Raw genomic sequence first — 18,421 nt, forward strand, 5'->3', positions numbered from 1 at the left:
CTGGGGTGGGTCCGAGGGCGCGGCGTCCTTCGCGTATCGCACGAGGGCCCCTATGTCTCACGCCGCAATCCGAACCCTGATCCAGTCCCGCTACGTCGCGGTTCACGACGCCAGACCGGCCGTCGAATTTCCGGCCTATCTGACGGTCGGCGCCCCCGATATGCCGCAGGCCGTGTTGGGCTATCGTCCGGCCGGGGCGGACGCGCTGTTTGTCGAGCGCTACGTCGATGGTCCGATCGAACGGCTGCTGAGCGAACGGCTCGGACGCCCGGTGCCACGCAGCCGGATCGTCGAGATCGGCGCCCACGCCTCCCACCGCGCCACCGCCACCCTCGCCCTGTGGCGCGAGGCTGCCGCGGCGCTAGACGGTCAGGCCGATGTCGCGGTGGCGGTGCTCACACGCGGGCTGCGATCGATGTTCGCGCGGCTCGATCTGCCGATCCTGATCCTCGCGCCCGCACCGATGGCGGCGATGGGCGCCGCCGCGGATCGCTGGGGCCGCTATTATGACAGCGATCCTATGCTCTGTGCGGGCGACATCGCGCAGAGCCACATCCGTCTCGCGCGCGCCATGACGAGGCAGGCATGACCCCGCTCCTCACCGCCATCCGCGCCCATGCCGACTCCCGACCGCGCGCCCTCGCGATCGACGGCCACCGACGCATCAGTTGGAAGGATCTGGCAGCGCGGGTGCCGATCATCGCGGCGGCGATGCAGCGGCAATTCACCGACGGGCGGCCGCTCGCACTTCGTCTCGATCACGGCCCGGGCGAGGCCGTGCTGGATCTAGCCGCGGTCGAGGCGGGCATCCCGACGATACCCTTGTCGGGGCTCTTTACTGCCGCGCAGATGATGACCGCGCTGGCGCGTGCCGGGGCATCGGCCCTCGCTTATGGCCCGGTGACGCTGGCGAAGCGCACCGCGGCGCCATTGGATGTCGCGGTCGATCGGTTGCACGGCCCGGCCGTGACGCTGCCCACCGGCACCGGACGTATCACCTTCACCTCGGGATCGACCGGCGATCCCAAGGGCCTCTGTCTGTCGCTCGACCACCTGTCCCACGTGGCGGGCGCAGTGGTGGAACACCTCGGTGTCCACCATGCCGGGCGGCATCTTCCCCTGTTGCCGCCCGGCATCCTCCTCGAAAACGTCGCCGGCCTGTATGCGACGATCCTGGCCGGCGGCACGTATGTCGCCTTGCCCCAGGCCGAAGTCGGAATGGCCAATCCCTTCCGCCCCGACTTCGTCATGATGCTGCGGGCGATCATCGGGCATCGCATCACGTCGTTGATCCTCGTGCCCGAATTGCTCGGGGGTCTGATCGCTACGATGACCGCAACCGGTATCCGCCTGCCAGACTTGACGCTCGTCGCGGTCGGTGGCGCGCGCATCGCCCCCTCGCTGCTCGACGCGGCCGCGGCGCTCGGGCTGCCGGTTCGGCAGGGCTATGGCCTCACCGAATGCGGCTCGGTCGTGACGCTGGACGGCGGCGATTCCGCCGGCCGCGGCAGCGTCGGCCGCAGCATCGGGGCCAATAGCATCCGCCTCGCCGACGACGGCGAGATCCTCGTCGACGGACCGCTGTACCTCGGCACGATCGATGCCCCTCGCCCGCCCGGGCCACTCGCGACCGGCGACATAGGCCGTATCGACGCGGACGGGCGCTTGTGGATCGAGGGACGCAAATCCGCCCTCATCGTCACCGGCCATGGTCGCAACATCTCGCCCGAATGGGTCGAAGGCGCGCTGACCGCGCGCCCGGCGATCCTGCAGGCGATGGTTCGCGGCGACGGTCGGGCCGAGCTCGACGCCGTCCTCGTCCCGACGTCCCCCGACGCCGATGTCGCCGGCGCCGTCGCCGCCGCCAATGCGACGCTGCCCGCTTATGCTCAGGTCGGCCGCTGGCAGATCGTGCCGCCGTTCACCCCGGCGACCGGGCAGCTTACCGGCAACGGTCGCCTGCGCCGCGACGTGATCGACCGCGCCTATCCCTGTCAGGAGCCCGATATGACGACACAGACGGCCGACCAGCCAACCGTACGGCCCTTCTTCGATCGACTGGTGGCGGAAACACGCGAGGCGCAGGCGCGTTTTTCCGTCACCCCGCAGCTCGTCGCCGGATTGACCGGGCGGATATCGGTGGCCGACTACGTCGCCTATCTGGCGCAGGCCTATCATCACGTTCGCCATACCGTGCCGTTGATGCGCGAGGCGCGCGCGCGCCTTGCCCATCGCCCGTTGCTCGTGGCGGCCCTCGATGAATATATCGAGGAAGAGACGGGCCACGAGGAATGGATCCTCGACGACATCGATGCTGCCGGCGGCAGCGGCAAGGCCGTCCGCGACAGCGATCCGGCCCCCGCCACCGCGGCGATGGTCGCGCATGCCTATCGCACGATCCGCGAAGGCAATCCCGCCGCCTTCTTCGGCATGGTGTATGTTCTGGAGGGGACGAGCATCGCGATGGCGAGCCATGGCGCCGGCGCCGTCCAGACCGCGCTCGCCCTGCCCGACACCGCCTTCCGCTATCTGACCTCGCACGGCGCGCTGGATCAGGACCATATGGTATTTTTCGAGACCCTGATGAACCGGATCGACGATCCGCACGACCAGGCGGCGATCGTCGCCATGGCGAATGCGATGTTCGGACTGTTCGGCGGACTGTTTGCCGGGATCGAGCTGGAGGGCATGCGTGTTGCCGCTTGACGGCCGCCGCGCCGTCCTGACCGGTGCGGCGGGCGGGCTGGGAACGTTGCTGGCAGCGCGGCTCCGCGCAGCGGGCGTCCACGTCACCGGCATCGATCGCATCGCCGGTACGCGATGCAACGAGACGATCGTCAGCGATCTCGCCGACCGCACGGCACTCGCCGCCCTTGCAGACCGACTGGCCGACCGGCACGTCGACATCCTGCTCAACGTCGCCGGCCTGCAGTATTTCGGGCCGATCGACGAACAGGGGGTCGAGCGTATCGCGCTCGGCTATGCGGTGAACCTCGTCGCGCCCGCGGCGCTGGCGGCGGCCGTGACGCCGCAGATGATCGCGCGTGGTGACGGACAGATCGTCAACATCGGTTCGGTCATGGGGGCGATCCCCTTCCCCTATTTCACGACCTATTCGAGTGCCAAGGCGGGCCTCAAGGGTCTGAGCCAAGCCCTGCGGCGGGAGCTTCGCGGGCGCGGCATCGCGGTGACGCACGTCGCACCGCGCGCCGTACGTACGGGCTTCAACACGCCAACCATCGAACGTTTCATGGCGCTCACCAAGATGACCGCCGATGCCCCCGACGGCGTGGCCGATCGCATCGTGGCGGCGGTCGAACGGCGGGCGTCCGACATTTCGATCGGACTGCCGGAACGGCTCTTCGCCCAGCTCAACGCTTTGCTGCCCGCCGTCGTCGACCGAGGCCTTGCCGGCCAGATCACCGCCGCACGCAGCCTTTTCGCCCGATAGAACGGAGAAACGCATGCCCCGCTTCCACGTCGCGCTGTTCCTTGCCGCGTCCCTGAGTTGGGCGCCGTCGGCCAGCGCAAGCAACACGCCTGCGATGGACGTCGCCGTCCAGCAGGTGAACGAACAATGGGCCCATATCCGGTATCAGGTCGCCGATCGGAACGAGCAGTATCGACAGCTCGATGCGCTTGCCAAACGCGCCGCGCAGGTGGCGGACCGCTACCCCAATCGTGCGGAACCGCTGCTGTGGCAGGGCATCGTCGTCAGTGAAGAGGCGGCCCGCGCCAGCGTCTTGCGCCAGCTCGGCCTCGCCAAAGAAGCGCGTGCGATCCTCGAAAAGGCGCAGGCGATCGATCCGAACGTCGCCGATGGCGGGATCAAGATGAGCCTCGGCGTGCTCTATTATCGTGTCCCGGGCTTCCCCATCGGTTTCGGCAGCACGGCGAAGGCGCGCCAGCTGCTCGAAGCCGCGTTGAAGCAGGATCCCCGTGGGCTGGATAATAACTTCTTCTACGCCGATTTCCTCAACGACGAAGGCCATCCTCAGGAGGCAAGGACATACGTCCTTCGTGGTTTGGCAGCCCCGGTGAACACGGCTCGGCCGATATGGGACGCCGGCCGCCGAGCCGAGATGCGTGCGCTCCTTACGAAGATCAACGCCAAGCTCAAACAGGCGTGAATATCTTCGCACAGGCACTCGGGCGACAATTGGGCCGTCCGCGGGGCATCTTCGGCCTGCTGGTCGCGCAAGCCATGGCGACGGCCAATCGGCGCGTGATCAGCCAAACGATCGCGAAGATCGGCATCGACCAGGACAGCCACGTGCTCGATCTCGGCTGCGGCGGCGGTGAAGCACTGGCGCTCCTGATCGAGGCGGCACCGCTGGGAGAAATACATGGCATCGACCATTCGCCCCTAATGATCGCCAGGGCCGCAAACGCCAATCCCCGCGCGCATGTCACGCTCGGAAGCTTCGCCAGCCTTCCCTATCCGGATGACAGCTTTGACCGGATCGTCGCCATCAATGTTGCCTATTTCTGGGACGATGCCGAGACGGTGGTCGCCGAATTGCGTCGTGTCCTTCGCCCTGATGGCATCCTTGGCGTCTACTGCACCTTAGCCCGTCATCTCGACAGCATTGGACTTGGATCAAGTGGCACACATCGACTTTGGAATGCTGCGGATATGGCAATCCTACTTGGTCACGACACCTGCATTCATAAAGTCGATGCGGCACCTGATATTCGAGGATTTATCGCGATCTCACGCCTGCACGAAAGCAAAATGCCAAGTTCGACTCGGCGATGATTGGGTAAGTGGAAATCAACTTCATGACCGCTTTGCAAACCGAGTTTCGCTCTCTGCTGCAAGTCTGATAAGTTCCGAATACCGTCTATAGGTGCAACCGCTTTGCTGCCATGCGGTCAAAAGGCATATCGCGATTGCAGCGGTGACCCACAAGCGGCCGTTCGCGGCCTGTTTTGGCTGCCCAACTTCCGCCGTTCGTTCACCTCAGCCATCGGCGGCTTCTGGCGAAGGTCAGCCCGCTCAAGCCAGTCAGCCGTTCCGGTTGGCCCAGAGCTCGGCCATGTCGATGTTTGGTAGCGCCTCTTCAATCCGTCGCCTGGCGTTATCAGAAAAGCACGGGATCTTCTGCGCTCCAAATTCAAAGACGTGACAGCAACTCGGGTCGTCATCGATGCCAAGATGGTCGCGGAGTACCTTGGCTTTAGGGGGGCTGAGGCCAACTTTGGTGGCAAGCTCGTTCCGCTGAAGGTGGAACTTTTTACGCAGATCGACTTCGCGAACGGCTGCCGCTGCTGCCGGATCGTCGCCGCCGACGTAGTGAACCGGCGCACCCTGCTTCTTCGTGAAATGAACAACCAAGTTGACGCCCTCACCCTCAGTGGTGGTGCCAACGGTTGCTAGGCGCGGGTAGACCGCGGTGAATTCAGCGCCACCACGCATCGCTTTCTCGATCCGGTCAATGTCGCGTTCGGAAATTTCGACTTTTTCGGTCACGATTGCCTCCATCGCAAGCATAGCGCGGATTCGGGCACGGGCCTCGTCGCGCGCGCGACGGCCGGGCTGCAGCAGCTCGTTGACAAGGTTGAATTCCTTGTCGACCAGGAATTCGAAGTCGCCCGGCGGCTTGGTAGAGATCGGCAAGACCCGGGGCGGGATGTGCTCCTGCAGAGCCACATCCAGCTTGCGCTTCAAATAGGCGTCAAACGCGGTGATCAGCGCCCGTAGCTGCATGTAAAGCAAGTCCTCCGACACGAAGACGAACCAGTGCTGCGCCGCGTCCCGTTGAGCGTCGATCGCCCGCATTATGCCGGCCTCGTCGGCCGTGAGGTCGTGGTGCGACTGGCACAGGCCGAGGCACTTCTCAAAGCCGATCGATTTGCCGCTGTCCTTGTCGAAGACCTTCGCCTTACCCTGGACGAGGACAGCCTTGAGCAGCATCTCGCAGGCGTGCTGGGTATGCATCAGGACCGTAGTGATCCGTCCGGTGTCGTCGTAGCTATTGAACGCCGTCATTGCAGTCCGAAGCGACTCGATGGCCTTGGTCTTGAGCGTTCGAGCGTCGCGTACCAGCTTCATTCTGCCCCCCAGGTCTCTTCCCCGTAGACGCAAGATGGCTGGGCAAGTGCACTGTGTCGACTTAAAGCGGCTGCGACTTGGCAGTTCCGACGGCCACCGGCACCGAAAACCTGGCAGGTTTAGACGCTAGCAGAGCCCTCTCGCTAATCCTTAGTCAGCGGCGACCCAAAAGCCGACATTCGAGGCTGCCTCCCCGCTCGCCGCTTTCTGCCGTTCGTTAATCTCGACCGCGGTGGATCAACCGTCCCTCCCAGCTTGCGAGCTCATAGATGGGATAAGATTTTAGTCTTTTTGCACTAACACCTGAAGATGTTGAAAGAGGCCGCGCGTGCTGGGCGGGAGCAGACGGCGAGCGCGCGCGTTCTGGTATCGTAATGACAGGGGACACGCGTGCACGCACAGTGGGGCAAATTATCGGCAGCCGCGTTGCTCCTGGCGGGATGCAGCGTCAGTGTGGTGCCCGACAATCAATCAACAACTGCGAATACGAGCGAACCCGCCGTACCGGCCCAGTGGACCAAAGATACCCGCGCGCAGTTGCGCCAGGCAATCGATGCGCGGGCGGTGCACGGGCTCGATCAGATGTCATTCGCCAGTGACGCGAGTGACGAGGCAGGCATTACGAAGCAGGCGCTCGCCTACGCTTCCGCCCTAGCACACGGCGCGACCGACCCGACCAAATTGTACGACGTGTACACCGTACCCCGTCCTAACCCGGATCTGCGCGCGGGGCTGGCTACCGCTTTGGTCGCGAACAACGTGAAGGGTTGGCTTGCCAGCCTCGCGCCTGCCGACCAGAACTACCAGCGTCTGTCCAAGGCCTATCTTGCACTACGTCAGCAACCCGGCTCGCCGACTCCGGCGATTCCTGTCAACGGCGAGGCGATCAAGCCCGGTGCCACTGATCCGCGCATCGCGACGATTGCGCGTGAGCTAGTGATCCTCGACTATTTGGATCAGGGAGCGGCACAGGGCGATCGCTACACGCCTGCTATGGTTAAGGCGGTGCAGGAGATGCAGGCCGATTACGGCATGAAGCCTGATGGCGTTATTGGTAGCGCGGCACTTGCGATCCTCAACATGTCTGATATCGATCGCGCGCGCGCGGTAGCGATAGCGATGGAGCGGCTACGCTGGCTTGAGCGTACGCCGCCCGCCACGCGCATCGACGTTAATCTCGCTGCGGCACGATTGACCTATTGGCGTGACGGCAAGATCGTCGACAGCCGCAAGGTCGTGGTAGGCGAACCCGACCGCGAGACGCCGCAACTTGGCTCGCCGATCTTCCGCCTGGTCGCCAACCCGACCTGGACGATCCCGCGCTCGATCGAGGGCGAAACGGCGGCGAAGGGCGCTGCCTATCTTAAGGCCAACAATATCGCGCGCAAGGATGGCTGGCTGGTACAGCAGCCGGGACCGAAGAACTCGCTCGGTCTTGTCAAGTTCGACATGCTTAACGATCAGGCAATCTACTTGCATGATACGCCTGCCAAGCAGCTGTTTGGTATGGTCCAGCGGCAGCGTAGTCACGGTTGCGTCCGAGTCGACGACGCGCTCGGCTTCGCCGAAATACTGGCGCGCGACGAAGGCATGACCGATCAATGGCATCAAGCGCGCGGCATGGGTAAGGAGACGTTCGTCAAGCTGCCCAAGCAGATCCCGGTGAGGATGCTTTATCAGACGGTGTTGTTCGACGACGCGGGCGAGCCGATTGCGCGCAACGATCCCTATGGCTGGGACGACCGCGTTGGCGCCGCGCTGGGCTTCAAGGCCGGCAAGGCTTTGCGAGTTGAGACGCGTGCCAGCGACGAGGGACCATGATCTAGCCATCCTTCAGCGCTCGATTACCGGCCCAGCTTGTACGCTCGGTGACCCTGCGAGAACTGAGTTCACGCAGCGATTTGTGCGAAGGGCGGGCGTTGCAGCAGCGCATCCATGTTCAAACGGCCTCGCTGTCGACCAGCGGTTCAGTGGGGCGCGCTTGGCCGGCCGCCGAATGGAGATCGGCCAGTTTGTTATGAATGGTGCGTTCGACGTTGCTGGCCGATCGATCGGCCATCTGCCGCTCGCTACGTGCGCGCGCCAAATTATTGCTGCGGATAATTGGCATGACCGTCTCCCATATCAAAGCGGGAGCGCTAGCGGTCTCTTAGCCGTCGCGGTGCCCTGGGCGGAAGCGACGATGTGCCTAATTACCACGTCCCAGCCTCTTGCCCTAATGATCTCTCGGGCACCGAACGGCATGTCAGTCTGAGTGCACGCGCGGACGTTAGTTCAGGAACAGTCGGGATGAAGCCCCAGCTAGCGCAGCATCGTGGCTCAGCCTTTAGCAAAGCAAGCATGCCGACGCGTGCGTGACAGCGTTCCTGCATGCACGAGCCATTATGGCCGTTCGAACGTTGAAGGTCCCTGAAGGGGTCATGGTTCATGCATCACATCACTCGCGGCGTCGGCAAGCCGCTTCTGCTTATCCATGGCTTGGGTAGCAGCTGGCGTGCTTGGCAGTTGATCCTGGACGACCTAGCTGCAGAACGATCGGTGATCGCCATCGATCTCCCCGGCCACGGTGCAACAGCGGCCGAGCAGGACAGCGGTACGTTCGAGGGGTTGGTCGGCAGCGTCGAGCGCTACCTCCTCGTGAACGATCTTGTCGGCATCGATGTCGTGGGCAGCTCGATGGGTGCCCGGATCGTGCTGGAACTGGCTCGCCGGGGGAAGGTCGGCAACGTCGTCTCGCTCGATCCGGGTGGTTTTTGGCGTGGTTGGGAGCGTTCCTACTTCCGCACCACGATCGGCCTCTCTGCGAAGCTGCTGCGCGTCCTGCGATCGCGTCTGCCGGTAATCAGCCGCAGTGCCGCGGCGCGCACGGCGCTATTGGCTCAGCTTTCCGCAAAGCCTTCTGCGTTGCCACCTGCGCTGGTGTGCACTGAATTGACCGGCATCACGGACACGGCAACGTTCGATAGCCTTGTCGTTGACCTTGCTACGGGCCCCGAGCAGAAAGGCCCAGCCGCTGATCCAGCGCAACGCATTGTCATCGGTTGGGGCAGGCATGACCGATTGTGCTTGCCCCGGCAGGCGACCCGCGCGGCAGCGGCGTTTCCGGCTGCAACGCTGCACTGGTTTGACCACAGCGGCCACTTTCCAATGTGGGACATGCCGCGCGAAACAGCAGCGCTTATCCTACAGGCGACCAGGTGAGTACGCTTTCGCTTTATACGGCGGCATGGAAGGGGAGTGTTGCCGCTAAGACCCAAACCCGGACGTTCCCGCCCTCTACTCGGCTTTCCAACTTCGGCCGCTTGTTCACGTCCAGCGCTTGTCCGCTTGCGGCCGTCGGTTTGAACTGTTTAAGTAGCCCAACGTGGTGATGAGTTCTCGCCGACGGGGCGGATGATGCCATGGACCTTCCGCGTGCAAAGCGGTACGCGCCGTCTTCAACCCAACTTCGGTCTCGTCCTCCACGGATCGGGCGCCATGCGGGCAGCGGCGGCGCTCGGCGCTAAGACCGCGCAGACCGGCTCGGAAGCACTGCGGTGCTGCTCGCCTCTGCCAGTCGCACACGGGTGCCCGACGCCTACGCACCGCCTCCCTGGGCCGTGTGGGTGTTGCGCGCCCCGGCCCAGCAGGATCGGCCCTCGCTGCCGTCATGGACGCCTTTGCTGCCGCGTTTTGGCGGAAGGAGTAATGACGGCAGAAACGCGGGCAGATCGCTCCACGAGCTTAATCGACAGCTATCGCAATCGCATGGTCAGAGCGACCAACCTCCGTCGACGACGATTGCCGAGCCGGTGACGAAACCGCTCAGGTCCGACGACATCCACAGAACCGCCTCGGCGATCTCCTCGGGCTTGCCGAGGCGGCCAACCGGCTCAAGATCGATCGCCTTCTGGATGTCGCCCTCGGTGAAGCGGTTCATCATGGGCGTCTCAATATTGCCCGGTAGGACCGCATTCACCCGGATGTTTTGCTTGGCGTAATCGAGCGCGGCCGACTTGGTGAGACCGATAATGGCATGCTTGGACGCCGCGTAGGCAGCACCGCCAGGTACACCCTTGATGCCGGCGCCCGAGGACGTATTGACCACCACACCGCTGCCCTGCGCCACCATCTGCGCCAGCTCGTGCTTCATGCAGACGAACGTGCCGCGCAGGTTGATGTCTAGAATGCGGTCCCACTCCTCCAGCGGGATTTCAGCGACCGGGAAGGCCTTGTTCTCGACGCCCGCGTTATTGAAGGCGACGTCGAGGCGGCCGAATGCGTCGACAACCTTCTTGACGGCGGCCTCAACGTCTTCCGGCTTCGAGATATCGGCCGCGATCGTCAGCACCTCGCCACTCCCGGCGTTACGCACGGCAGCTTCGACCTCCTGTAGAGCATCGACAGTGCGATCGAGTATCGCGACCTTCGCGCCTTCCGCCGCGAAAGCGACCGCAGCAGCACGGCCGATACCGCTTGCGGCGCCGGTGACGAAGGCGACCTTGTTGGTGAAGCGTGCAGCGTTCGGCATGAGTTGTCCTTTGAATGAATGGACCGGCGTCCGCCTATCGCGGTGCCGAGATGAGCAAAGAACGACTGCCTCTCGCCATGCTTCCATGACCCGTTCTCAACGTAGCGTTGCGAATGCATCATGCCGCGAGAGCTCGAGTGGTGAGTTATCTGATCAAGCGCAGACGCGAGGATCATCAATGCGACCACGGATTACCTGCCACATGGCGAGCAGCCTTGATGGACGTATCTTGCCCGAACGCTGGTCGCCTCGCGATGCCCACTCCCACGAAGCCTATGATCAAATTCACGACCGGCTTGGCGGCGGGTCATGGATCGTCGGGCGCGTCACGGGGCAGGAGTTTGCCAAGGGCGAAGCCTATCCCACGCAAACGGACCAGAGTTTTCCGCGCGAATCTTGGCTGCCACAACGGGATGCGGCCGCGTACGCGGTCGTCGCGGATGCCCACGGAAAGATCGCCTGGGGCCGCGCCGAAATAGGCGGCGATCCGATCATCGTTCTGCTGACGGAGCATGTATCCGACGCTCACCTTGCGGGCCTACGCGGCGATGGCGTCGGCTATCTTTTCGCCGGCGTCGACGAGTTGATATTCGAGCAGGCGATCGCGACGCTCGGCGATCAGCCTGGTATCGACCACCTTCTTCTTGAGGGCGGCGGGCATATCAATGGCACGTTCCTCCGCGCGGGGCTGATCGATGCGATCAGCCTGATGATCGTCCCGGCCGTAGACGGCAACGCCGGTGCGCCAGCAGTCTTCGATGGTTCCGAGCGGCCTGGCGCAGACCTCCTTCCCCTCACCTGTCTGACGCTCGAAGAACAGGAAACCCTCGACGGCGGAATCGTGTGGCTGCGCTACCGAGTCCAGTACCCGGAAAGCTGACGTGACGCTGCAGTGTTGAGCAACGCTCACTGACGCATGGACTGCTGACCGGATTGTTGCTGCAGCGACCGCGACTTAGATCCACCGTGTACGCGGCCCATCCCTCCCCGACACGGGCCGCGCGCGCCCGAACCTTGCGCTTGTGTTCCCCCTCACATGCCAGGTTCGGGCGCCCCCGAGACAACAGGAAAAGACGATCATGGTGAGCCTCGCCGCCACGGCATCGACCGGTCTAGCCGGCCACGACAACAAACCCGCACGCTGGGGTGCGGTCTACGCGATGGCGCTATGCACATTCGTGCTGATCGCGTCCGAGTTCATGCCCGTCAGTCTGCTGAGCCCGATCGCTCAGACGCTGGCGCTGACCGAGGGGCAAGCCGGTCAGGCCATCGCCATCTCGGGCGTGTTCGCGGTCGTCACCAGCCTGTCGCTCACCACTGTCCTGGGCACGCTGGATCGACGTCTGGCCCTTCTCGGATTGACCGCGTTGCTAGTCGTCTCTGGCGCGATCGTAGCTTTTGCGCCCACCTACCTTGTCCTGATGAGCGGCCGGGCGTTGCTCGGTGTCGCGATCGGCGGTTTCTGGTCGATGTCGACGTCGGTGGTCATGCGGCTGGTCCCGGAGCAGTCGGTTGCCAAGGCGCTTGCGATCGTGAACGGCGGCAACGCCCTCGCAACGGTGATCGCGGCGCCGTTAGGCAGTTTCATGGGGGGGCTGATCGGGTGGCGGGGCGCCTTCTTCTGCGTCGTGCCTGTCGCGGTAGCCGCGATCGTCTGGCAGGCGATCACCCTACCCGCCCTTGTGGTCACTGCGAAGGGTAGCGCCCGCGGCATGTTCGCGCTTCTGAAGCGCCCTGCGGTCCTTCTCGGTCTCATCACTGTCGCACTGCTCTTTGTCGGCCAGTTCGCGCTCTTCACCTATCTTCGCCCCTTCCTCGAGCAGGTGACGCATGTCAGCGTCTCCGTGCTGTCTGGGCTGCTGCTGGTGACCGGTGTTGCCGGGTTCGTCGGCACCCTGGTGATCGGTCGCGTCATCGAAACCGGGCTCAACCGTACACTGATCGCTATCCCTGCGATCATGGCTGCTGTAGCCGTCGCCCTGGCGCTCTTCGGTGGCTCGACTGCTGCAGTTGCCCTGTTGCTCGGCATCTGGGGTTTCGTTGGCACTGCGGCGCCCGTCGCTTGGTGGACTTGGCTCGCTCGCACCGTCCCAGGTGACGCGGAAGCTGGTGGCGGGCTGATGGTCGCTATCGTGCAGCTCGCGATCACGCTTGGAGCGACAGGGGGCGGCATCGTATTCGATGCCGCGGGCCCCGCGGCTGAGTTCCTGGCGAGTGCTGGGCTCCTCGTACTTGCCACCCTGTCGGCTTTGGCGGTCGCGCGGCTCGACAAACGGATGGGGATCGTCTGAGCCTATGAAGCAGGCGTTGCCTATCCTTCGCTTTTTGGCGGATCAAGCCGCTCGCGGCAAAGGCACCGTGCTGGTGACGCTGACCGACGTCACCGGCAGCGCCGCCCGGGCATCCGGTGAACATATGGCAGTTGCGGAAGACGGCACCGCGGTCGGCTCCTTTTCAGGTGGATGCGTCGAGGCAGCGGTTATCGCCGAGGCGCTGGATGTGCTCGCCGCCCGACAGGGACGGCTCGTGCGCTTTGGCGCCGGTTCGCGCTACATCGACATCCGCCTGCCCTGCGGGGGCGGCATCGACCTTCTGTTCACGCCGCAGCCCGCCATCGACCAAATGAAGCAGGCCATCGCGATGTTGGAAGAGCGCCGGCCCGTGACGCTTCGACTGACTGAGGGCGGTGCGTTCGTCGCTACGCCGCCCGCCCGGATGGATAATGCCGGATGGCTCGGCGGTGAGTTCCGTGTCCGGCATGACCCGGACCTGCGCGTCGCCATCCTCGGGCATGGTGCCGAGCCGATGGCGCTCCACGACGCCGCGGCGGCCTATGGCGCACAAACCCTCATTCTGACGCCACAGAGTAGTCTCGCCGACGAAGCGAGCAGCCGTGGCATTGAAGCGCACCTTCTACGCACTCTCGGCCCCTCCGAGCATCTGACGATCGATCGTTGGACGGCAGTCGTGACGCTGTTCCACGACCATGATTGGGAGACGGCGCTGCTTCTTCAGGCGATCGACGGCGAACCATTCTTCATGGGTGCCATGGGAAGCCGAAAGACCCATGAGGAGCGTCAACGGCGTCTGCTGGCGGCCGGTGGAGAGCGAACAGCCGTCGAGCGTATCATTGGCCCTGTAGGTCTTCTTGCAGCGTCACGTGACCCCCGCACACTTGCTCTCTCGGTCATGGCGCAAGTTGTGCAAGCCTATGAGGCGGCCGCTGCAACCCGGCAAGTCGGCTGGTCAGTGAGTGGAGTGCACCGTTTCATTGAGCGTCAGTCAGCGCGCGATTGCGGACCGCGCGCGTTATAACAGCTGCGCGGCGTTGCCGCTGGCCGAACAACGGCCGCTGGCTGAACAATAGTCCGGGAATGCACCGGGCAGGAAGGACACTTACCCATGCCAGAGACCTCCGAACAGGAGCTATCGCGCCGCGGCGTGCTGACCGCTGGCGCTGCCACCGCAGCGCTCGTCGCCGCTCCTGTATCCGCTGCACCGATGGCCATGGCCCCCTCCCCGCCCACGCCTGCAATGCCGGTTCGTTTCAAAGTGAACGGCGAGCGGCGCGAGCTGTCGCTGGATCCGCGCACGACACTCCTGGATGCGCTGCGCGAGCATCTGCACCTCACCGGCACCAAGAAGGGTTGCGACCACGGCCAGTGCGGTGCCTGCACCGTGATGGTCGACGGCGTTCGCATCAATTCGTGCCTCAGCCTCGCGGTGATGCACGAGGGCGACGAGATCACGACGATCGAGGGCCTGGGCACGCCGGACAAGCTGCATCCAATGCAGGCGGCGTTCGTGAAGCATGACGGCTACCAGTGCGGCTACTGCACGCCAGGTCAGATCTGCTCCGCAGTTGCGGTGCTCGACGAGATCAAGCGCGGTGTCCCCAGCCATGTTCAGGGCGACCTGACGGCGAAGCCGACTGCAACCAACGTCGAAATGCGCGAGCGCATGAGCGGCAACATCTGCCGCTGCGGTGCCTATTCTAACATCGCTGAAGCGATGGCCGAGGTCGCGGGAGCAAGGGCATGAGAGCTTTTACCTACGAACGCGCGAAGGATGCGAGCGCAGCGGCACGCGCCGTCGCCGCGAATTCGGCCGCCAAGTTCATCGCGGGCGGCACCAACCTGCTCGACCTGATGAAGATCGAGGTGGAGACGCCGACGCATCTGGTCGACGTCCAGGATCTCGGCTTTGACAAGATCGAGGCGACGCGGGAAGGCGGCCTGCGCATCGGTGCGCTGGTCACCAACACCAATCTGGCGACCGACGAGCGCGTTCGCCGCGATTATGGCGTGCTGACCCGTGCGATCGTCGCGGGTGCGTCGGGCCAGTTGCGCAACAAGGCTTCGACCGCCGGCAACCTGCTCCAGCGGACGCGCTGCCCGTATTTTTATGATACCAACATGGCGTGCAACAAGCGCAAGCCGGGATCAGGCTGTGCCGCGATCGGCGGCTATTCGCGCCAGCTCGGCGTCATTGGTGTCAGCGACAGCTGCATCGCAACGTTCCCGGGCGACATGGCCGTTGCCATGCGTGTGCTGGACGCGGTCGTCGAGACCGTCGATGCAACCGGTCAGCGCCGTTCGATCCCGATCGCCGATTTCCATCGGCTGTGGGGTGACAAGCCTGAAAAGGACACCGTGCTGAAGCAGGGCGAACTGATCACCGCGGTCACGTTGCCGAAGCCGCTGGGCGGCAAGCATTTCTACGAGAAGGTGCGCGATCGCGCCTCGTACGCCTATGCACTCGTATCCGTCGCCGCGGTGATCCAACCCGACGGCACCGGACGCGTCGCCTTTGGTGGCGTCGCCCCCCGCCCCTGGCGCGTCGAAGCGGCCGATGCCCTGCTACCACGCGGCGCCGCTGCGGTGACGGGGCGCGTGTTCCAGGGCGCAACGCCAACAAAGGACAACGCATTCAAGCTGCCGCTCGCCACGCGCGCGCTCGCATCCGTCCTCGCCGAAGCGAAGGCATAATCCCATGAAGTTCGAAACACCCGCTACAACCAACCCGATCGATCGCATGCAGGTCGTCGGGCAGGCCAGAAGCCGGATCGATGGCCCGCTCAAGACAACCGGCCGCGCGCCGTATGCCTATGAGCATCATCGAGAGATCGAGAACGTTGCCTATGGCTATGTTGTGGGCGCCGCAGTCGCCAAAGGGCGCATAAACGCCGTCGACACAGCAACCGCCAAGGCAGCGCCTGGTGTGGTCGCGGTTGTAACCGCGGCTGACGTGGGCAAGCTCGGCAAGGGCAAGTACAACACTGTCAAGCTGCTGGCCGGCCCCGATGTCGATCATTACCATCAGGCGGTCGCCGTTGTCGTCGCAGAGACATTCGAGCAGGCACGGGCCGCTGCCTCACTGGTGCGGGTCGACTATGCACGGACCAACGGTCGCTTCGATCTCGATGCGGCCCTGAAGACAGCGCCCCTGACCGATGCGGACAAGCCCAGTAAGGGTGAGGACCGGGTCGGCAAGTTCGAAACGGCTTTCGCATCGGCAGCGGTGAAGCTCGATGCCGAATATACGACGCCGGATCACAGCCATGCGATGATGGAACCCTTCGCCTCGATCGCGGCATGGGATGGCGATGCGCTGACGGTGTGGACGTCGAACCAGATGATTGACTGGGGCCGCACCGATCTTGCCACGACGCTCAACATGCCCAAGGAGAAGGTCACCTTCGTGTCGCCGTACATCGGCGGTGGCTTTGGCGGGAAGCTCTTCCTGCGAAGCGATGCGGTGCTAGCAGCACTCGGTGCAAAGGCAGCCGGTCGTCCGGTCAAGGTCGCCATGAGCCGGCCATTCATGGCGAACAACACGACGCACCGTCCTGCCACCCGTCAGCGTATCCGGATTGGTACGACCAAGGATGGTACGATTACCGCGATCGCCCACCAGAGCGGATCGGGCGATCAGCCGAACGGTAGCCCCGAGGCCGCGGTCCTGCAGACAAACCTGCTCTACGCCGGTGCCAATCGCCTCACGTCGATGCGGTTGGCAGTGCTCGATCTGCCGGAAGGCAACGCGATGAGAGCACCGGGCGAGGCCCCGGGCCTGATGGCGCTCGAGGTTGCGATGGACGAGATGGCGGAGAAGCTCGGCATGGATCCGATCGCCTTCCGCGTGAAGAACGACACGCAGGTCGATCCAAAAGACCCCAAGCGGCGCTTCTCGCAGCGACAGCTAATTCGATGCCTGAGTGAGGGCGCCCAGCGCTTTGGCTGGTCGCAGCGCAACGCGACCCCGGCACAGGTGCGTGACGGACGTTGGCTCGTCGGGATGGGGGTCGCCTCGGCATTCCGCAACCACATGAACATGCCATCGGGCGCGCGCGTGCGGTTGGGCACGGATGGCGTTGTGACGGTCGAGACCGACATGACCGACATCGGCACCGGCAGCTACACCATCATCGCGCAGACGGCCGCGGAGATGATGGGGGTGCCGGCCGATAGCGTGATCGTGAAGCTTGGCAGCTCCGCCTTTCCGGTGTCGGCCGGCTCGGGCGGTCAGTTCGGTGCCGCGAATGCGACCGCTGGCGTCTACGCTGCCTGCGTCAAGCTGCGCGAGGCAGTGGCTCAGCGGCTCGGCTACAACTCGGCGGACGCGGTGTTCGACAGCGGTAGGGTCACCAGTGGCAACCGATCGGCCGCGTTGCGGCAGGCAGCCTCGGCCGGCGAGCTGGTTGCCGAAGACAAGGTGGAGTTTGGCGACCTCGACAAGACCTGGCAGCTGTCCACGTTCGGCGCTCATTTCGTCGAGGTCGGGGTCGACATGTACACCGGCGCTACGCGCCTGCGTCGTATGCTGGCCGTGTGCGCGGCGGGGCGGATCATCAATCCGACGACAGCGCGCAGCCAGGTGATCGGTGCGATGACGATGGGCGTCGGCAGCGCGTTGATGGAGGAACTGGCCGTCGACAAGCGCTTCGGCTTCTTCGTGAACCACGACCTCGCCAGCTACGAGGTGCCGGTCCACGCCGATATCCCGCATCAGGAAGTGATCTTCCTTGAGGAGGCCGACGACAAGGCCAATCCGATAAAGGCCAAGGGTATCGGCGAACTCGGCCTGTGCGGCGTCGGCGCAGCAGTGGCGAACGCCGTCTACAACGCAACCGGCGTTCGTATCCGCGACTACCCCCTCACCCTCGATAAGCATCTAGACCGGCTGCCGGCGGTGGCGTGAGCCACGCCGCGCCCGGGGCGAATGGAGAATGACGATGACACCCGACACCACCGCCCTATTGCTGATCGAGTACCAGAATGACTTCGTCAGCGAAGGCGGCGCCCAGCATGACGCGGTGAAGGCTGTGATGGCCGAAACCGACATGCTGGCGCACAGCCGCGCCGTCGTGGAGCAGGCTCGCGCCCGTGGTGTGACGGTGATGCACGCGCCAATCAGCTTTGCCGCAGGCTATCCTGAGATGCCGGCCGATCCTTATGGGATTCTCGCCGGCATTAAGCAGGCGCAGGCCTTTCAGAAAGGCAGCTGGGGGGCGGCTATCGCCGATGTCATGGCGCCGGTCGATGGCGACATCGTGATCGAGGGCAAACGCGGCCTCGATTGCTTCGCAAGCACCAATATCGATTTCATCCTGCGTCAGCGCGGCCTCACCGATCTCGCCATCGCGGGTTTCCTGACCAACTGCTGCGTCGAGTCGACCATGCGCTCGGCCTACGAGCGCGGCTTCGGCGTCGTGACGCTGACCGACTGCACCGCGACCCTCAGCGCTGCAGAGCAGCAAGCGGCGGTCACAAAGAACTTCCCGATGTTTTCCCGGCCGATGACGCACGAAGCTTTTCTCACCGAGCTAGTGGGCTCTGCATGAACGCCGACGCCCT

General features: G+C 64.3%; 17 protein-coding genes. 14 read left to right on the forward strand and 3 right to left on the reverse strand.

Translation table 11 applies throughout. The features are described 5' to 3' along the window. The first annotated feature begins 52 nt into the window (after window positions 1–52). From SFC76_RS18910 to SFC76_RS18930, 5 genes are read left to right on the forward strand one after another with little or no spacing between them, the layout of a single operon-like run. Complete coding sequence (locus SFC76_RS18910; protein ID WP_322850966.1) at window positions 53–589, forward strand: thermostable hemolysin; 537 nt, start codon at window positions 53–55, stop codon at window positions 587–589. Further along, complete coding sequence (locus tag SFC76_RS18915; protein WP_322850967.1) at window positions 586–2,706, forward strand: AMP-binding protein; 2,121 nt, start codon at window positions 586–588, stop codon at window positions 2,704–2,706. Before SFC76_RS18910 ends, SFC76_RS18915 begins: the two co-directional genes overlap by 4 nt. After that, on the forward strand, window positions 2,693–3,451 hold the full coding sequence (locus tag SFC76_RS18920; protein WP_322850968.1) for an SDR family NAD(P)-dependent oxidoreductase: 759 nt from the start codon (window positions 2,693–2,695) through the stop codon (window positions 3,449–3,451). Before SFC76_RS18915 ends, SFC76_RS18920 begins: the two co-directional genes overlap by 14 nt. A gap of 13 nt (window positions 3,452–3,464) precedes the next feature. Further along, on the forward strand, window positions 3,465–4,130 hold the full coding sequence (locus SFC76_RS18925) for a hypothetical protein (RefSeq protein ID WP_322850969.1): 666 nt from the start codon (window positions 3,465–3,467) through the stop codon (window positions 4,128–4,130). Then, window positions 4,127–4,759 carry a class I SAM-dependent methyltransferase gene (locus SFC76_RS18930; RefSeq protein WP_322850970.1) on the forward strand — a complete coding sequence of 211 codons (633 nt, stop codon included), beginning with the start codon at window positions 4,127–4,129 and terminating at the stop codon, window positions 4,757–4,759. The genes SFC76_RS18925 and SFC76_RS18930 overlap by 4 nt, the downstream gene beginning before the upstream one ends. A gap of 249 nt (window positions 4,760–5,008) precedes the next feature. Here SFC76_RS18930 and SFC76_RS18935 read toward each other — a convergent pair whose 3' ends face one another. Then, window positions 5,009–6,055 (reverse strand): hypothetical protein, encoded by a 1,047-nt coding sequence (locus tag SFC76_RS18935; RefSeq protein ID WP_322850971.1) that lies wholly within the window; start codon window positions 6,053–6,055, stop codon window positions 5,009–5,011. A 390-nt stretch (window positions 6,056–6,445) separates the two neighbouring features. Between SFC76_RS18935 and SFC76_RS18940 the strand changes: the two genes are divergently transcribed. After that, complete coding sequence (locus SFC76_RS18940) at window positions 6,446–7,876, forward strand: L,D-transpeptidase family protein (protein WP_322850972.1); 1,431 nt, start codon at window positions 6,446–6,448, stop codon at window positions 7,874–7,876. 118 nt (window positions 7,877–7,994) lie between these two features. Here the strand turns inward: SFC76_RS18940 and SFC76_RS18945 are convergent, their stop codons facing one another. After that, window positions 7,995–8,165: a hypothetical protein gene (locus SFC76_RS18945; protein WP_322850973.1), complete on the reverse strand. Its 171-nt coding sequence runs from the start codon at window positions 8,163–8,165 to the stop codon at window positions 7,995–7,997. Window positions 8,166–8,482: 317 nt separating this feature from the next. On the opposite strand from SFC76_RS18945, the gene SFC76_RS18950 reads away from it, so the two are divergent. Continuing rightward, window positions 8,483–9,256: an alpha/beta fold hydrolase gene (locus tag SFC76_RS18950; protein ID WP_322850974.1), complete on the forward strand. Its 774-nt coding sequence runs from the start codon at window positions 8,483–8,485 to the stop codon at window positions 9,254–9,256. 550 nt (window positions 9,257–9,806) lie between these two features. Here the strand turns inward: SFC76_RS18950 and SFC76_RS18955 are convergent. Further along, window positions 9,807–10,565, reverse strand: a complete 759-nt coding sequence (locus SFC76_RS18955; RefSeq protein ID WP_322850975.1) for a glucose 1-dehydrogenase — start codon at window positions 10,563–10,565, stop codon at window positions 9,807–9,809. Window positions 10,566–10,743: 178 nt separating this feature from the next. Between SFC76_RS18955 and SFC76_RS18960 the strand changes: the two genes are divergently transcribed. The 7 genes from SFC76_RS18960 (at window position 10,744) to SFC76_RS18990 (ending at window position 18,408) form a co-directional block, all read left to right on the forward strand. Then, window positions 10,744–11,445, forward strand: a complete 702-nt coding sequence (locus tag SFC76_RS18960; RefSeq protein WP_322850976.1) for a dihydrofolate reductase family protein — start codon at window positions 10,744–10,746, stop codon at window positions 11,443–11,445. A gap of 199 nt (window positions 11,446–11,644) precedes the next feature. Continuing rightward, a complete protein-coding gene (locus tag SFC76_RS18965) occupies window positions 11,645–12,856 on the forward strand; it encodes an MFS transporter (protein ID WP_322850977.1) in 1,212 nt (403 codons plus the stop codon). Between the two features lie 4 nt (window positions 12,857–12,860). Further along, entirely contained in the window at window positions 12,861–13,880 is a 1,020-nt protein-coding gene (locus SFC76_RS18970) for an XdhC family protein (protein ID WP_322850978.1), read from the forward strand. Between the two features lie 87 nt (window positions 13,881–13,967). Beyond that, window positions 13,968–14,606, forward strand: a complete 639-nt coding sequence (paoA, locus tag SFC76_RS18975) for an aldehyde dehydrogenase iron-sulfur subunit PaoA (protein ID WP_322850979.1) — start codon at window positions 13,968–13,970, stop codon at window positions 14,604–14,606. After that, complete coding sequence (locus tag SFC76_RS18980) at window positions 14,603–15,553, forward strand: xanthine dehydrogenase family protein subunit M (protein WP_322850980.1); 951 nt, start codon at window positions 14,603–14,605, stop codon at window positions 15,551–15,553. Before paoA ends, SFC76_RS18980 begins: the two co-directional genes overlap by 4 nt. Window positions 15,554–15,557: 4 nt before the next feature. Continuing rightward, window positions 15,558–17,765 (forward strand): aldehyde oxidoreductase molybdenum-binding subunit PaoC, encoded by a 2,208-nt coding sequence (gene paoC / locus SFC76_RS18985; RefSeq protein ID WP_322850981.1) that lies wholly within the window; start codon window positions 15,558–15,560, stop codon window positions 17,763–17,765. A 34-nt stretch (window positions 17,766–17,799) separates the two neighbouring features. Then, complete coding sequence (locus tag SFC76_RS18990) at window positions 17,800–18,408, forward strand: cysteine hydrolase (RefSeq protein ID WP_322850982.1); 609 nt, start codon at window positions 17,800–17,802, stop codon at window positions 18,406–18,408. The last annotated feature ends 13 nt before the right edge of the window (window positions 18,409–18,421 follow it).

The organism is Sphingomonas sp. CD22 (genome assembly GCF_034556155.1).
In the GTDB taxonomy this organism is placed as follows: Bacteria; Pseudomonadota; Alphaproteobacteria; order Sphingomonadales; family Sphingomonadaceae; genus Sphingomonas.

Bases quoted from the DNA above. Each gene is read 5' to 3' on its own strand.
- SFC76_RS18910 (WP_322850966.1), top strand. From the start codon at position 53: ATGTCTCACGCCGCAATCCGAACCCTGATCCAGTCCCGCTACGTCGCG.
- SFC76_RS18935 (WP_322850971.1), bottom strand. From the start codon at position 6,055: ATGAAGCTGGTACGCGACGCTCGAACGCTCAAGACCAAGGCCATCGAG.
- SFC76_RS18925 (WP_322850969.1), top strand. From the start codon at position 3,465: ATGCCCCGCTTCCACGTCGCGCTGTTCCTTGCCGCGTCCCTGAGTTGG.
- SFC76_RS18915 (WP_322850967.1), top strand. From the start codon at position 586: ATGACCCCGCTCCTCACCGCCATCCGCGCCCATGCCGACTCCCGACCG.
- SFC76_RS18990 (WP_322850982.1), top strand. From the start codon at position 17,800: ATGACACCCGACACCACCGCCCTATTGCTGATCGAGTACCAGAATGAC.
- SFC76_RS18945 (WP_322850973.1), bottom strand. From the start codon at position 8,165: ATGCCAATTATCCGCAGCAATAATTTGGCGCGCGCACGTAGCGAGCGG.
- paoC (WP_322850981.1), top strand. From the start codon at position 15,558: ATGAAGTTCGAAACACCCGCTACAACCAACCCGATCGATCGCATGCAG.
- SFC76_RS18970 (WP_322850978.1), top strand. From the start codon at position 12,861: ATGAAGCAGGCGTTGCCTATCCTTCGCTTTTTGGCGGATCAAGCCGCT.
- SFC76_RS18955 (WP_322850975.1), bottom strand. From the start codon at position 10,565: ATGCCGAACGCTGCACGCTTCACCAACAAGGTCGCCTTCGTCACCGGC.
- paoA (WP_322850979.1), top strand. From the start codon at position 13,968: ATGCCAGAGACCTCCGAACAGGAGCTATCGCGCCGCGGCGTGCTGACC.
- SFC76_RS18960 (WP_322850976.1), top strand. From the start codon at position 10,744: ATGCGACCACGGATTACCTGCCACATGGCGAGCAGCCTTGATGGACGT.
- SFC76_RS18950 (WP_322850974.1), top strand. From the start codon at position 8,483: ATGCATCACATCACTCGCGGCGTCGGCAAGCCGCTTCTGCTTATCCAT.
- SFC76_RS18980 (WP_322850980.1), top strand. From the start codon at position 14,603: ATGAGAGCTTTTACCTACGAACGCGCGAAGGATGCGAGCGCAGCGGCA.
- SFC76_RS18965 (WP_322850977.1), top strand. From the start codon at position 11,645: ATGGTGAGCCTCGCCGCCACGGCATCGACCGGTCTAGCCGGCCACGAC.